The organism is Nigerium massiliense, from assembly GCF_000826085.1.
Classification (GTDB): domain Bacteria; phylum Actinomycetota; class Actinomycetes; order Propionibacteriales; family Propionibacteriaceae; genus Propioniciclava; species Propioniciclava massiliense.
In genome coordinates this window covers 1353063-1367501 of record NZ_CCYM01000003.1, presented here as the reverse complement: position 1 = coordinate 1367501, position 14439 = coordinate 1353063, and the positions used below count along the sequence as shown (strand labels likewise).

The window sequence follows — 14439 nt, the reverse complement described above, 5'->3', positions numbered from 1 at the left end:
ACGCCCCTGAAGCGGGGTCTGTGGTCGAGGGTGGCGCGCCAGATCGGGACCAGGGTCGCAGATCGCGGCCCCGGGCGGTCGGATTTCGCTCAGTCTGCGAGGACGACCACCGAGCGCGGGCCGAGGGTGACGCGTCCATCGGCGACGCGGACGTCGCCGTACTGGGCCGCCACGAACGCGCGGGCCTCCTCGACGGTCACCTCGTCGTCGTGCGGGGCGAGCAGCACGGTCAGCGGGCCGTTGACCATGCGGAACCAGCCCTCGCCGTGGTCGACCGACACGCCGGACGCCTCCGTGCGGAGGTTGCCCTCCCGTAGCTCGATGAGCCGGCGGTGGAAGTCGAGGAACGCCCGGTGATCGGGGTCGTCCAGCTCGGCCCAGTCGAGCTTGGAGTCCTCGAACGTGGAGAGGGCCTGCGGGTCGGGGACGACCAGGTCGTCGCCGTAGATGACCTCCCAGCCGTGCTCCGCGAACTCGTCGGTGCGGCCTTGGCTCACGAGCCGGCCGAGTTCGGGGTCGTGGTCGGTGAAGTACTGGAACCGGCTGGTCGTGCCCCACTCCTGGCCCTGGAAGAGCATCGGCGTGAACGGCCCGATCAGCAGCAGGGCCTCGCCGGCGGCGATGACCCCGCGAGGCAGCCGCTCGTCGGGGCGGTCGCCGAGGGCGCGGTTCCCGATCTGGTCGTGGTTCTGGGTGAAGGCGACGAACGACCGCCGGTCGACCGAGTCGGGGACCTTGGTGCCCCAGTCCTTGCCGCGGAACGTGGAGAACGAGCCGTCGTGGACGAACACCTGGGTGATCGCCTTCGCCAGCGCCCCCGCGCCCCCGAAGTCGACGTAGTAGCCGAACGTCTCGCCGGTGACGTAGGAGTGCAGGGCGTGGTGGATGTCGTCATCCCATTGGCCGTCCATGCCGAGGCCGCCGTCGGCGGTGGGGGTGACGGTCGCGATGTCGTTGAGGTCGGACTCGGCGATCAGGGTCGCGGCGTGCCCGCTGAGCGACTCCCAAGCGTTCACCGCGTCGGAGAGTTCGGCCAAGATGTGGTGGTCGGAGTCGTCGGTGAGGGCGTGCACGGCGTCTAGGCGCAGGGCGTCGATGTGGTAGTCGCGCAGCCAATGCAGCGCGTTGTCGACGATGAACCGGCGCACGCCGGCGGAGTACTCGTCGTCCAGGTTGATCCCGGCGCCCCACGGGGAGTGGTGCTTCTCGGTGAAGTAGGGCGCGAAGACCGGCGCGTAGTTCCCGGCCGGGCCGAAGTGGTTGTAGACGACGTCCAGGCAGACGGCCAGGCCCTCGGCGTGGGCGGCGTCCACGAACCGCTGCAGCGCGGCGGGGCCGCCGTAGGACTCCTGGACGGCGTACAGCGCGACCCCGTCGTAGCCCCAGCCGCGGTCGCCGGGGAAGGCGGCGACCGGCATGAGCTCGACGACCTTGACGCCCAGGTCGCGCAGGTAGCCCAGCTTGCCGATCGCGGCGTCGAGGGTGCCCTCGGGGGTGAAGGTGCCCAGGTGGAGCTCGTAGAAGAGGTGGCCGAGCACGTCGTCGGCGCGCCAGCCGTCGTCCGACCAGTCGTGCGCGTTGACGTCGAACGTGCGCGATGCCTCGTGGACGCCGTGGGGCTGCCACCGGCTGCGCGGATCAGGACGGGGCTCGCCGCCGTCGATGCTCAGCAGGTAGTCGGTGCCGTCGGGCAGGTCGATGATCCAGACCTCGGACGCGTCCGCCCGTCCGGCCTCCTCGGGGATCTCGGAGGCGCGCGTCATCGGGAGGCGCTCGCCGTCCACCACGGCGTGGGCGGACTCAGCGAGCGGCGCCCACAGCGCGACGCGGACGGGGAGGGAATCAGGCATCGGTGCGCTCCAGGACGGCGACGGGATAGGTGGACAGCAGCTTGGACAGGGTCACCGAGCCGCCGCGCGACGTGGTGCCGGTGAGGATGTCGCTCCAGTTGCCGCGGGGCAGCACCACCGTGTGCTCGGTGACGGTGGCGGAGTCGACGGTGCGGTACAGCCGCTCGGCGACGACCACGACGTCCGGTTTGGCGCCGCGTCCGTAGCTGATGACGTGCCCGGTCGAGGTGGGCAGCGGGCGGTAGGCCGCGAACTTGCCGACGAAGGCGTCCGGGCGGCGCTTGCGCAGCTCGAGAATGCGGTGGGTGAGCAGCAGCTTCTCGGCGGCCAGGTCTTTCGGCTCGCCGTCCTGAACCGCCTTGAGGGCCTTGGCCATCGCCTTGTAGTCGACGGGGCGCCGGTTGTCGGGGTCGACCAGGTAGTTCTGCAGCGTCTCGCAGCCCTGGTAGACGTCGGCGACGCCGAGGCAGGTCAGCTGGACGGCCTTGCGCGACAGAACCGACGTGCGCACCGCATCGGCGGTCATCTCGTACCACCGGCCGAACGCGTCGAGGACCTGCGGGTTCGTGCGGAGCGCGGCCAGCGTCTCGACCATCGCCTGCTCGGCCTGCGTATCCCCGGACGTCCACGACGTCCACAGCTTCTGCTCGCGGGCGGCCTTCAGGGCGTAGGCGCTGAGGCGGTCCTCCTCGATGGGCCCGCTGTCGGTCCAGGTCCCGGCGAGGATCTGCCACAGCAGGTTCTCGGTGTGGCCTTCGATGTCGTCCATCAGCGGGTGCAGCTCGGTGATCATCTCGCGCCACTCGGAGGCGTACTGGCTGATGACCCCGATGCGGGAGCGGACGTCCTCGCCGCGCTTGGTGTCGTGGGTGGTGCCGCAGGTCATGGTCGCGGGCCAGGCCTCGGCCATCGTGGCCGCCCACTCGTGGAACTGGTCGGGGGTGAGGTTCCAGGTGACCGGCGAGCCGCCGACCTCGTTGAGCGCGACCAGTTGCGTCCAGCGGTAGTAGGCGGTGTCCTCGACGCCCTTGGCCTGGACGGCGCCGCACACCTGCTGGAACCGGACGACCAGCTCGTCGCGCTGGTCGCGCTGGCTGTGTCCCTCGACGCCGACCTCGCGGCCGAGCACCAGGTCGACGACCACCTCGAGGGTGTCGTGCAGCTCCGGGTCGAGGCGCGCGCGTGCCTTCTTCGCGGCGTCCAGGACGACCTCGATCGCCTCCTCGTCGGCCTCCTCGCCCGGGACGACGTAGGCGCGGTAGCGCTCGAACGCGATGACGAGTTCGGTGACGCACTCGCGGATCCAGCGGAAGGTGTGGTCGCGCAGCATGATGTCGCGGCGGCAGATGTCGTTGACGAGGGTGGCGATGCGGTGCACCTCGGCGAACAGGCTCGTCGTGGTGATCTCCCGCTTGGAGACGTCGATGACCTCGGGCAGCGTGCCGGGGATGTCGCCGGTCAGCTGGAGGGCCAGGGTGCCGGTGTCGGCGGCGCCGAGCGGGTCGCAGTGCATGGCGTGGATGCGCCAGGACGCGTCGTACCCCGTGGTGCCGGCGACCGGCCAGTCGTCGGGGGGCATCTCGTTGCCCTCGAGGATCTTCTCCGCGGCGATCCAGGCGCCGCCCGTGGCCGCTGACAGGCGCCGCAGGTAACCGCGCGGGTCGGCGAGGCCGTCCGGGTGGTCGATGCGGAAGCCGTCGATGTGGCCGTCGTTGTAGAGCTCGAGAAGGAGCGCGTGGGTGGCGTCGAAGACCTCCTCCTCCTCGACGCGGACGGCGACGAGGGTGTCCACGTCGAAGAAGCGGCGGAAGTTGAGTTCCTCGTCCGCGACCTTCCAGTAGGCGAGGCGGTAGTGCTGGGCCTTGATGCACAGCGGGAGGGGCAGGGTCTCGGTCCCGCCGCGGACCGGGAAGACATGGTCGTAGTAGGTGAGCACGGGCTGCTCGCCGAGCTCCTCCTGGCCGGGGATGACGAGGTTCTCCAAGTGGATCTCGTCGTTGGCCAGGCAGGTGCCGATGCGGGCGCCGAGCATGGGCATGAGGAAGCCCTCGTCGGTCTCGTCCGAGCCGTCGAACCACGCCGCGTACGGGGACTGCGGGCCGTCCTTGAGCACCGACCAGAGCGCCTTGTTGTGCCACAACGGGGTGGGGACGGCCATGTGGTTGGGGACGACGTCCACGATGATGCCGAGGCCGCGCTCGTGGGCCGCCTTGGCGAACCGCTCGAACGCCTTGCGGCCCCCCATGGTGTCGGAGATCTGGGCGTGGTCGACGACGTCGTAGCCGTGCGTCGAGCCCGGCGCGGCCTGCAGGATCGGCGAGAGGTAGAGGTCCGTCACGCCGAGGGCCTCGTAGTAGTCGAGCTGGTTCTGCGCCTGACGGAACGTCAGGTCGGGGCCCAGCTGGAGCCGGTACGTCGAGACGGGGGTGCGGCGTCCCGCCGACGGGAGATGCGGGCGCTGTTCGCTGGTGGTGGTCATCGCGTCGGCCTCCCAATGTGGGGACGGTTCGGAAGCGTGGAGCAGTCAGTCATACCCGACCCAATCTATCGCGGGACGCTACGGGCGGGGACACCCGTTCACGCACCCACCGACGCCCGCGCGGCAGCGCCGCATGGCCGGTCGGATCACACACCCGGCCCCGGACGCCCCGGAGAGGACGACCGCGACCCGGATGGCCGCTGGCATCCGACCAGCGATCTCGCCGAATCACCGCGAGGACTACGGTCAGGGGGACGACCCGAAGGAAGCCATGCTCTCGATCCTGACCATCACCGTGCCCATCTACGCGGCCATCGCGCTGGGCTTCCTGGTGACCCGCCTGGGCATCTTCTCCTCCGAGGCGATCGCGTATTTCGGAAAGTTCGTCACCACCATCGCCCTGCCGTGTCTGCTGTTCACGTCCATCGCGCAGCGCCCGCTCGCCGAGATCGCCAACCCCACCTACCTCGTGGCGTGCGGGGCCGGCGCGGTCGCGGCCATCGGCATCGGGCTGTTCTACGCGTCGAAGGTGGAGCGCCTGTCGCCCGGGGCGGCGGCGTCCGCGGCGATGACGTTCGGCGCCGGCAACACCGGTTTCGTCGGCTTTCCGGTGATGATGGCGACGCTGCCGTCCGTCGCCGGGCTGGCGCTCGGGCTGAGCATGATCGTGGAGAACGTGCTGGTGCTGCCGCTGGTGCTGCTGCTGATGGAGCGCGCGACGGGGGAGCGGCGGGGCTTCTGGGCCGAGGTGACCGGGACCCTCGGACGGCTGGCCCGCAACCCCCTGGTCATCGCCGTCGTGGTCTCGGTGGCGTTCGCGGTGTTCCGGATCCCGGTGCCCGACGTGCTCGCGAAGACGACGGAGATGTTCGGACGCGCGAGCACCGCGCTGGCACTGTTCGCGGTCGGCGGGATGCTGGTCGGGTTGTCGGTGCGCGGTCACCTGCGCGAGATCGCGGTGCTGTCGCTGGGCAAGCTCGTGCTGCACCCGGCGCTGGTCGCGGGCGCCCTGTGGGTTGCCGTGCGCGCCGGGCTGCCGGCGATGTCCCCGGAGATGAGCGCCGCGCTGGTGCTGAACGCGGGGATGCCGGCGATGTCGCTCTACCCGATCCTCGGGCAGCGGTACGGTCAGACCGAGGTGCCGCCGGCCGTCCTGCTGGTGACCACCGCCGGGTCGTTCGTCACGCTGACCGCGCTGCTGGCGATCCTGCACGTGGGGGTCTGAGGGCGTCCGCCGATTGGGCGTTCGAGGGGCGGCGTGCTAAGTTAGTCGAGCTGTTCTTCCCTAGGGAAGATCACTCGCGCGAGTGGCGGAATGGCAGACGCGCACGGTTCAGGTCCGTGTGTCCGAAAGGACGTGGAGGTTCAACTCCTCTCTCGCGCACAACAACGAGATCCTGAGGAACCGCTCCGGCGACGGGTTGAACCCGAGTCTGGAGCGGTTCTGCTTTGTCCGGGCGTCGCGCAACTGAGCCCTCGTGGGGAAACCCGGCGCCGCCGCGGTTGAGCCCTCAACGCGGCTTCAGGCGGGGGCCGGGTTCGCGGCGACGGAATCGAGCAGGCGCGGGGCACGGAGCACGTCGGTGAACCGTCGCAGCAAGTCTCGCGGCCAGGTCGCGTCCATGCGTCTGCGCCAACGGGTCAGGATAGGCACCAAGGTTTTGAAAGCGAACCAACCAGGAGCCGACATGTCCCGCACCCTCGTGGCCAACCTCTTCTACTCGGTCGACGGCGTCGCGTCCGACCCGTTCATGTTTCCAGCACGACTCGTTCGACGACGGTCTCGCCCAGCACATGACCGAGGGCGTCGCCGGCATCGACGCCAACATCCTCGGCCGGGTCACCTACCAGGAGTGGTCGCACCACTGGCCCAAGGTGACCCAGGGCGAGGACGCCGGACTTCGGCGACTTCATCAACAACACGCCGAAACACGTCGCCAGCTCGACGCTGAAGCCCGCTGACATGCGTGGAACAACAGCCGGCTCATCGAGGGCGATCTGCTCGACTTCGTGCGCGATTTGAAGGAGCAACCGGGCGGGGAGATCGCCGTCCAAGGGTCGCTGTCCGTCGTGCGGCAGTGTGTGCAGGCCGGGCTGATGGACGCGCTGACGTTGATCATCCACCCGGCACTCGCCGGGCAGGGACGCCGCCTCTTCGAGGGCGTCGAGCCGACACGGTTGTCGCTGATCGACGTCCAGCGGACGGAGAAGGGCAACGTCCTGCTGACGTACGGTCCGTATGCCGGTTGACCCACGTCGCTGAGACGGCGCTAGCTCGCTGCCGAGCGCGTGGTGTCGCCCAGCGACACCGGCCGCGTTCGAGCTCATCATTGTCGGGCGAAGGGAGTCGGCAGGTCGACGTCTCGCTGACTACCGGCCCCCAAACGAGGGGTGGCCATCAGCCGTGGTGTGATTCGCTGGGAGTCGTCCGGTCATCCCGCCATTGCGCGAGGATCGTGGCCGCGGCGGCGGCCGCCGCCAGCCCGGCGCCGGTGAGCGACCCGCCCCATGCCAGGAGCGCGGCGACCGCCAACCCTAGAGCGCCGATGAACGTCAGTCTTGCTGGCGTTCCTGGGCGAGCTCGCCCACCCCGAGCAGGCCCACAGGGCGAGCTCGCCCAGGAACGCCAGCAGGTGCCAGGGCGTCAGTCGAGGGCTCGATTCGTGCTGGGTCACCGTCAGCGTCCGCAGCGATCGGGCTGGGTCCAGGGCCACGTGTCGGCGAGCCACTGCGCGACTGCGTCGGCCAGCGGGCCGTCGAGCCCGGCGCGGTCGGCGCTCACCCACGACTGCACGATGACGTCTCCGCCCTTCTCCGGCGGGTAGAGGTAGACGCAGCCGATGACGCGGCGGTCGTCCGGGTCGAGGACGGTGAACGTGAAGCCCCGACGGGCCGCGAAGTCGGCGGCGTGGCGCCGCAGGTCGGCGAGATTCTCCTCGAGCGACATGCCCTCTAGCGGTGGCCAGTTCCCGTCCGGGTACCCGGGTGTCGCTCGGATGTGGTGGATGCTGGACGTCCAGGCGGCGTGGTCAGCCTCGTTGTGCTGCGGACCCAGTGGCTCCAGGACGAACAACTCGTGCGTCAGTTCTCGGGGCGGCGTGAAGCCCTCCGGGACGAACGGCGCGGGGGTCATGGGTCGAGGGTAGGCGTCGGCCGTAACGAGGGCCAGTTTGCGCCGAGGGTGCCCCTTCCGCTGACCTCGACGACGCGCGTTGTCTGCGTCCCGATTGCATCGAACCGAGGGTGCGCCTCGCGCCGTCGTGGGGGCGAGACCTCGGGCATAACGGGATTATCCTGCCACCAGATTCTCGAGCCCTCGCCCCGAATCCCCCTGACAAGGGATGACGCTTGGTGAGAGCTCGGGCGAGTTCAGCTAGCGGCAGGATAATCCCGTTATGGGTGCGGTCGGGGTCGGCATCGCCTCACAGCGCCGCGAGCGGAAGGGCGAGCTCCATCATCTGAGTGAAGGCCGTCTGGCGTTCCAGCGGAGTGGTGACCGCGCCGGTGACGATGTTGTCGGAGACGGTGAAGAGGCCCAGCGCCTCGACGCCGGCGTCAGCGGCCACGGCGTACAGTCCCGCGGTCTCCATGTCGACGGCCAGGACGCCCATGGACGCCCAGCGCTGGTTCACGCTCTCGTCCTTGTTGTAGAAGGTGTCCGAGGAGACGACGTTGCCGACGTGCCCTGGGACGTCGGTCTCGCGGGCCCGGCGGACGACGTCCTCGATCAGGCGGAAGGAGCCGATGGGGGCGAACGTGCCGGGCAGGTGATACTGCGCGAAGACGTTCGAGTCCGTGCACGCGGCTTGCGCGACGACGACGTCGTAGAGGTCGATCTCCTTTTGCAGCGAACCGCACGAGCCGACGCGGACGAGCTTCTTCGCCCCGAAGACGTGGATGAGCTCCCACGCGTACAGCGACATCGACGGGATGCCCATGCCGGACCCCATCACCGAGACCTGCGTGCCCTGGTAGGTGCCGGTGAAGCCGAGCATGTTGCGGACGCTGTTGAACTGGACGGGCTCGTCGAGGTACGTCTCGGCGATGAACTTCGCCCGCAGCGGGTCGCCGGGGAGGAGGACGGTCTCCGCGATCGGGACGTCGTGCGGGTCGATGTGCGGGGTCGATGCCATGGGGCCTCAGCGCGTCGCGCCGGAGCGCGAGCCGCCGATCCAGATATCGCTGTGCACCTCGCGAGCGAGCTTGGAGTCGGGATCCATGTGGAACTCGCGCTCCATCGGATGCCCGCTCTGCGACTCGTAGTCCTTGAGGACGGTGACGACCTGGCGTCCGAGGAAGAACAGCGCGCCGAGGTTGATGACGGCCATCAGCGACATGGCGACGTCGGCGAGCGACCACACGAACGACAGCTCCTGCACGGCGCCCCAGAAAGTGGCCACCACGACGAGGATGCGCATCCCCCAGTTGCCCGCGCGGCCGCCGCCGATGAAGTCCTGGTTGATCTCTGCGTAGGTGTAGTTGCCGAGGACGGAGCTGAAGGCGAAGACGAAGATCAGGATCGCCATGATCGGCATCACCCAGGCGCCCAGCTCGGACGCCAGGGCGGTCTGCGTCAGGGTCGCGGCGCCGTCGCGGGTGGTGACGCCGGGGGTGTAGATCTCGGGGGCGGCGAGGATGATCATGACCGCGGTGGCGGTACACACCAGGATCGTGTCGACGAACACGCCGGCCGACTGGATCAGGCCCTGCTGCGCGGGATGCGAGGCGTTAGCCGTGGCCGCCGCGTTGGGGGCGGAGCCCATGCCGGCCTCGTTGGAGAACATGCCGCGCTTCACGCCGTTGAGCATGGCCGCGACGACTCCACCTGCGGTGCCGGAGAGCGCCGGGTTCAGGCCGAAGGCGCCGGCGAAGATGGAGCCGATGGCGGCGGGAACCTCGGGGGCGCGGGTAACCAGCACGGCCAGGGCCAGCAGCACGTACACCAGCGCCATGATCGGGGCCATCCACTCGGCGACCCGGGCCACCGACGTCACGCCGCCGAAGATGATCAGGGCGGTGAGCACGGCCAGGCCGATGGCGGTCCAGAGCGGGTCGATGCCGAACGTGCCCTGGAAGACGCCGGCGATGGTGTTGGCCTGGACCATCTCGAACGCGAACCCGAACGCGAAGATCAGGCAGCAGGAGAACACGATGCCGAGCCAGCGCTGGCCGAGGCCCTGCTGGATGTAATAGGCGGGGCCGCCGCGGAAGGCGTCGTCGTCGGGGTGTTTGGTCTTGTACAGCTGGGCCAGCGTCGCCTCGACGAACGCGGTCGACATGCCCAGCAGCGCCATGACCCACATCCAGAAAACCGCCCCCGGCCCGCCGAGGGTCAGGGCGATGGCGACGCCCACGATGTTGCCGGTACCGACGCGGGACGCCAACGAGATCGCGAACGCCTGGAACGACGACACGCCGCCTTCGGCGTTGCCCCGCGAGGAGAAGATGGCCTTCCACATCTGCCCGAACAGGCGGAACTGGACGCCGCGGGTCACCACGGTGAAGAACAGCCCTGCCGCGAGCAGCATGAAGATCAGCACCCAGGTGAGGTTGTCGTTCAAGAAGGTGACGACGTTGTCGAGCATGAGGCCTCCGCTTCGGACGCGGTCCCGGCACCGGGACGTGTGGCGACACAGTAGAGGGAAGACGGGTTGTCCCGCCACAAGACGGCGCTGCGGTCAGGGCTGAAACCGGCAGCAACCCCCGGGCTCTAGGCGTTGTCGGTGAGCACGACCTCCACGCGACGGTTCTTCGCCTTGCCGTCCTCGGTGCCGTTGGACGCCACCGGCTTGGTTGCGCCGAAGCCGCTGACCTTCATGCGTCCGACTGCGATGCCCTTGGCCGCGAGGTTGTCCGCGACCGCCTGGGCGCGCTGCTGGGAGAGCTCTTGGTTGTGCGCGGCGTCGCCGGTGCTGTCGGTGTGGCCCTGGACGCCGATCTTCGCCTGGTCGTAGTACTTCAGGACGTCGGCCACGGCGGTCAGCTTCGCGTCGGCGTTCGGCAGCACGTCGGCCTTGTTGTAGTCGAACAGCACCGTCTCGGGAAGGGTGACGACCCAGCCGTCCGGGGTCTTCTTCGCGCCGAGGTCCTGCAGCGACTTCTGCGCCTTCTCGTCGGCCCCGGCGTCCACCTCGGCGGCGGAGGCGACCTGGGGGAGCGTGGTGCCCTGGCCGGTCGAGCGCACCGCGCCGAGGTCGACGTTGGTGGTGCCGGGGAGAGGGACGATGTCGCGGACCGAGAACTCAGTCGACGGCGTGGGGAAAGTGGTGGGGGCAGCGCTGTCGGTCGCCTGGGGCTGGGACGCCGGTGCGGGCGTGACCGTGATCGCCGGGGTCGGCGGCTGCTCGTTGAGCTGGCCGAACGTGATGCCGTCGGTGGGCGGGTTGGCCTTGTCGGCGGCCGGGATCGTGAGGGTGCCCGTGATCGAGTTGACGGCGACGACCGACTCGTAGCCGAGCTTCACCTGCAGCGCGGTCACGTCGGGCTTCGTGGCGCCCTGGAACACCAGGGTCAGCTTGCCGGACTCGCCCGGCTTCAGGTTCAGGTCGACGCCGGCTGGCGTGGTGATGGCGTGGGCGAACCCGTCCGGCTCGACGAGGACGCTCGGCTTGACGACGTCAGAGGTCGCCACGCTCAACTCCCGCGACCCGGCCTTCACCGTGCCCTGGACGGCGATGTACTCGGGCATCACGTCGATCTTCTCGACCGCCCACGTCGCACCGCCGGCCGAGCGGAGCGTGACTGGTTTCGCGACGCTGCGCGCCAGCGTGCCGGCGGCCGGCTCCACCGGCGAGTCGGCGTGGGACGGCAGCGTGATCGAGATCGGGTCGGCGGTCTTCGTCCACCCGCCCGGGTTGGCGGCGAGCGTGAGGTTGGTGGTGTCGGCACCGATCTCCCCGAGGAAACGCAGCGTGCCGCGGCGGCGGCCGTCCTTCACGCTGGATTCGGAGCTCTGTCCGATGAGCGGGTGGACGGTGCCGCCGCTCTCGGTGAGCGTCACGCCGTCTCGCACCGCGCCCGTCGAGCCGGTTTGCGGTGCATACCCGCCGAGCCCGCTGGAGTGGTAGCTCACCTCGGTGATCAGCCCCTCAGAGCGGACGGTGTCGACGACCAGGTCGGCGTCGCCGGTGCGCGTGACGGCCTGTGGCACGGCGACCTGCCGAACGGGCGCGGGCTGCCAGGCGAGGGCCTTGCCGGCGGCCGGGACGGGGACGGCCACCTTCGCCTCCTTGCCGCTTCGGCTGCGGACCACAACGTCGAGGCGATTGACGTCGACGTTCGGCAGCGGGACGTTCAGGCGGGCGGTCGCCACCGAGTCGGGGTTGAGGGTGACCTGCTGCATGGTCACCGGCACCTCCACGCCGTTGTTGGTGGTGACCTGCAGGTCGTCTCCGGTGAGGTCGGTCTCGGCGGCGTTGGTCGCGACCGAGAGCGCGACGGCGACGGCGTCGCCGGTGCGAACCGACTGGTCGGCGCGCACGGACAGGTCGGCCACCGTGGACGAGGGGGCCGGGCCCTGCTGCGCCTCGACCGTCACCCCGGAGGGGGCGCCGCCTCCCTGAGGGGCACCTGTCGGGGTGCACCCGGCCGCGAGCAGGGCGATGATGGAGCTGGCGAGCAGGGTGCGTCGACGCATGGGGTCCTCATTCAACGGGCGGGCCGGGTGCGTGTTCGGTCAAGCTAGCTGGTCCTCGTCCAGCCCGGGGAGCTGTCCACAGATCTCTCGTGGAGATCGCGCGAGCCGACGAAGCCTGTGGACGATGCGGTCGGGCCGGCGGTCAGCCAGGCCGGACGACCTCGACCAGCGTCGCGAGTCCCTGGCCGCCGCCGATGCCGCAGGTGGCGACGCCGACGGTGCCGAGCCCGCGGCGCACCAGCCGGTCGAACAGGCGCACGAGCAGGGCGGCGGCGCTCGCGCCCCACGGATGCCCCAGCGCCAGCGCCCCGCCGTCCGGGCAGACCACCGGCCCCGCCCCGGACGGTTCGACGGCGACGCCGAGCCGGTCGGTGCAGCCGAGCACCTGGGCGGCGAACGCCTCGGTCACCTCGAGGACGTCCACCGAGGTCAGCGGACGACCCGCGCGCTCGAGGACGCGCGTCACCGCTGACACCGGTCCCAGCCCGGGCAGGGTGGGATGCAGCGCCGTGGCCGTCCAGTCGACGATTCGCAGCCCGGGCAACCCGAGCTCGGCGCGCAGCCACTCGGGGACGACCGCAACCAGGGCGGCCCCGTCGCTGACCCCGCAGGAATTGCCTGCGGTGACGGTGCCGCCCGGCTCGAACGCCGGCGGGAACCGGGACAGCACGCGTTCCGACAGCAGCCGCGGGCGCTCGTCGACCCGCACCCCACCGATCGGGACGATCTCGGCGTCGAACACGCCCGCGTCCCGGGCGGCCAGCGTGCGGGCGTGCGAGCGGACGGCGTAGGCGTCCTGGCGTTCGCGGCTGATCCCGACCTCGCGGGCGACGTTCTCGGCCGCGGGACCCATGTCGGGGTCGCCGATCTCGGCCGGAGCGAACGGCCCGCGGTCGAACGGGACCGGCTCGGCGCCGTGGCGTCCCGGCCAAAGCCGGATCGGCTGTGTACTCGCGCTCTCGCCACCGCCGGCCAGCACCAGCAGCGCGCGTCCGGACGCCACCTGCGCCGCCGCCACGTGGATCGCCTCCTGACCCGAGCCGCACTGGCGGTCGACGGTCACGCCCGGCACCTCCAGCCCCAGCCCGGCGGACAGCGCCGCGACCCGCGCCGGGTTGCCGCCGGGACCGCGGGTGTTGCCGAGCACGACGTCGTCGACGGGCGGCGCGCCCGGCAGGTCCGCGACCAGCGCGCGCAGCACCGGCGCCACGAGGTCGATCAGTTCGACCTCGGCGAACGCCTTGCCCGCGGTGCCGAACGGCGTCCGTCGGGCGGCGACGATGACGGGGGCGAGGCCGGGATCGGGCTGCCGGAGGCGTCGCTCGTCCGCGCGCCGGCTCCGCGCGGTGCCGTGGTCGGGCCGCGGGCCGATCACGAGGCGTCCCGGAACAGCTCGGCGGCGCGGGCCCGGTCGACCTTGCCCGCGGGGGTGCGCGGGACGGCGTCCACCACCCGCCAGCGACGCGGACGCGAGGCGCGCGGCAGGGCGACCGAGGCGGCGCGCAGCGCGTCCACGTCCAGGGTTCCGGCGACGGCGGCGGCGAGCGTCTGGCCCAGCCGCGGGTTCGCCAGCCCGACGACCGCGGCGTCCGTGACCCCGTCCAGCCCGGTCAGCCAGCGCTCGACGTCCTCGGCGATGACGGTGTGGCCGCCGACGTTCACCGCGGACGTGCCGCGCCCCCGCACCACCAGCCGGCCGCCGGTCAGCTCGCCGAAATCGCCGACGCCGAGCCAGCGACCGTCGCGGGTCAGGGGAGCGGCGGGGTCGTCGCGCAGGTAGCCCCGCGCGGCGAACGGGGTCGCGCACTCGACGCGCCCGTCAGCGACCCGCAGCTCGACGCCGGGGAAGGGCCGGTAGCCGCGCTCGGCGTCGTCCGCGATCGCGACCAGGCTCAGCTCGGCGGCGCCGTAGTACTCCACCACCCGGACGCCGCGGGCGCGCAACGCCTCGCGGCGGCGCCGGTCGAGGGCGTCCCCGCCGAGGACCACCGTGTGCAGCCGCGGCAACCGTCCGGCGGTCAGGTCGGCGAGCAGGCCGCCGACCTGCGCGGGGACGCAGAACGCGCAGGTCGCGGCGACGGGATCGTCGTCCCTCGTCAGCACCGGGACGCCGCGGTGGACGCCGTGCCACGCCCCCCACAGGAACAGTCCCGACCACAGCGGTCCGGGCGTCCACACGACGTCGCCGTCGCCGAGCGGCACGCAGTCGCCGAACGCGGGCTGGGCGTCGTTCCAGGACGCGGTGGTGCGCACGACCCCGCGCGGGCGCCCCGTCGACCCGGACGTGAACAGCACCATCCATCCCTCGGGCACCTCGGCGGCGGCCAGGTCATGCCGGGCGCGCTCGAGCAGATCCGGGCTCCAGCCGGGGTCCGCGACCGCCCCGCCGGCGCCTTCCACGATGGCCGGCACGAACGCGCGCAGCAGCGCGGCCTGGTCGTCGGTCGTCTGGAGTCGCATGGTGTCCCATCGCG

Annotated in this window: 11 protein-coding genes and 1 tRNA gene; 4 read left to right on the top strand and 8 right to left on the bottom strand. The window is 71.0% G+C overall.

Annotated features, from left to right (window positions below; all coding sequences use genetic code 11):
- Positions 1-89: 89 nt before the first annotated feature.
- Both treZ and treY read right to left on the bottom strand, forming a co-directional pair.
- Positions 90-1850, bottom strand: a complete 1761-nt coding sequence (gene treZ / locus BN1187_RS12790; protein ID WP_040162303.1) for a malto-oligosyltrehalose trehalohydrolase — start codon at positions 1848-1850, stop codon at positions 90-92.
- Positions 1843-4329: a malto-oligosyltrehalose synthase gene (treY, locus tag BN1187_RS12785; RefSeq protein ID WP_040162301.1), complete on the bottom strand. Its 2487-nt coding sequence runs from the start codon at positions 4327-4329 to the stop codon at positions 1843-1845. Before treY ends, treZ begins: the two co-directional genes overlap by 8 nt.
- A gap of 193 nt (positions 4330-4522) precedes the next feature.
- Here treY and BN1187_RS12780 point away from each other — a divergent pair, with 193 nt between their 5' ends.
- The 4 genes from BN1187_RS12780 (at position 4523) to BN1187_RS14745 (ending at position 6579) form a co-directional block, all read left to right on the top strand.
- Positions 4523-5554 carry an AEC family transporter gene (locus BN1187_RS12780; protein WP_052462687.1) on the top strand — a complete coding sequence of 344 codons (1032 nt, stop codon included), beginning with the start codon at positions 4523-4525 and terminating at the stop codon, positions 5552-5554.
- Between the two features lie 76 nt (positions 5555-5630).
- Positions 5631-5713, top strand: a tRNA-Leu gene (locus BN1187_RS12775).
- Between the two features lie 410 nt (positions 5714-6123).
- Positions 6124-6291 carry a hypothetical protein gene (locus BN1187_RS14750; protein ID WP_218184659.1) on the top strand — a complete coding sequence of 56 codons (168 nt, stop codon included), beginning with the start codon at positions 6124-6126 and terminating at the stop codon, positions 6289-6291.
- 24 nt (positions 6292-6315) lie between these two features.
- Positions 6316-6579, top strand: coding sequence for a dihydrofolate reductase family protein (locus BN1187_RS14745; RefSeq protein WP_315969078.1), 264 nt, complete (start codon positions 6316-6318; stop codon positions 6577-6579).
- Positions 6580-7006: 427 nt separating this feature from the next.
- Here BN1187_RS14745 and BN1187_RS12765 read toward each other — a convergent pair whose 3' ends face one another.
- The 6 genes from BN1187_RS12765 to BN1187_RS12740 all read right to left on the bottom strand — a co-directional run bounded on the left by BN1187_RS12765 (position 7007) and on the right by BN1187_RS12740 (position 14425).
- Positions 7007-7462: a GNAT family N-acetyltransferase gene (locus tag BN1187_RS12765; protein WP_040162298.1), complete on the bottom strand. Its 456-nt coding sequence runs from the start codon at positions 7460-7462 to the stop codon at positions 7007-7009.
- A 289-nt stretch (positions 7463-7751) separates the two neighbouring features.
- Positions 7752-8462, bottom strand: coding sequence for a purine-nucleoside phosphorylase (deoD, locus tag BN1187_RS12760; protein WP_040162295.1), 711 nt, complete (start codon positions 8460-8462; stop codon positions 7752-7754).
- A gap of 6 nt (positions 8463-8468) precedes the next feature.
- Complete coding sequence (locus tag BN1187_RS12755; protein WP_040162293.1) at positions 8469-9914, bottom strand: alanine/glycine:cation symporter family protein; 1446 nt, start codon at positions 9912-9914, stop codon at positions 8469-8471.
- 125 nt (positions 9915-10039) lie between these two features.
- Entirely contained in the window at positions 10040-11965 is a 1926-nt protein-coding gene (locus tag BN1187_RS12750; protein ID WP_052462686.1) for an OmpA family protein, read from the bottom strand.
- 142 nt (positions 11966-12107) lie between these two features.
- Positions 12108-13340, bottom strand: coding sequence for a thiolase family protein (locus BN1187_RS12745; RefSeq protein ID WP_235750672.1), 1233 nt, complete (start codon positions 13338-13340; stop codon positions 12108-12110).
- Entirely contained in the window at positions 13337-14425 is a 1089-nt protein-coding gene (locus tag BN1187_RS12740; protein WP_052462685.1) for a class I adenylate-forming enzyme family protein, read from the bottom strand. Before BN1187_RS12740 ends, BN1187_RS12745 begins: the two co-directional genes overlap by 4 nt.
- Positions 14426-14439 lie beyond the last annotated feature (14 nt).

Bases quoted from the DNA above. Each gene is read 5' to 3' on its own strand.
- treZ (WP_040162303.1), bottom strand. From the start codon at position 1,850: ATGCCTGATTCCCTCCCCGTCCGCGTCGCGCTGTGGGCGCCGCTCGCT.
- treY (WP_040162301.1), bottom strand. From the start codon at position 4,329: ATGACCACCACCAGCGAACAGCGCCCGCATCTCCCGTCGGCGGGACGC.
- BN1187_RS12780 (WP_052462687.1), top strand. From the start codon at position 4,523: ATGGCCGCTGGCATCCGACCAGCGATCTCGCCGAATCACCGCGAGGAC.
- BN1187_RS14750 (WP_218184659.1), top strand. From the start codon at position 6,124: ATGACCGAGGGCGTCGCCGGCATCGACGCCAACATCCTCGGCCGGGTC.
- BN1187_RS12765 (WP_040162298.1), bottom strand. From the start codon at position 7,462: ATGACCCCCGCGCCGTTCGTCCCGGAGGGCTTCACGCCGCCCCGAGAA.
- deoD (WP_040162295.1), bottom strand. From the start codon at position 8,462: ATGGCATCGACCCCGCACATCGACCCGCACGACGTCCCGATCGCGGAG.
- BN1187_RS12755 (WP_040162293.1), bottom strand. From the start codon at position 9,914: ATGCTCGACAACGTCGTCACCTTCTTGAACGACAACCTCACCTGGGTG.
- BN1187_RS12750 (WP_052462686.1), bottom strand. From the start codon at position 11,965: ATGCGTCGACGCACCCTGCTCGCCAGCTCCATCATCGCCCTGCTCGCG.
- BN1187_RS12740 (WP_052462685.1), bottom strand. From the start codon at position 14,425: ATGCGACTCCAGACGACCGACGACCAGGCCGCGCTGCTGCGCGCGTTC.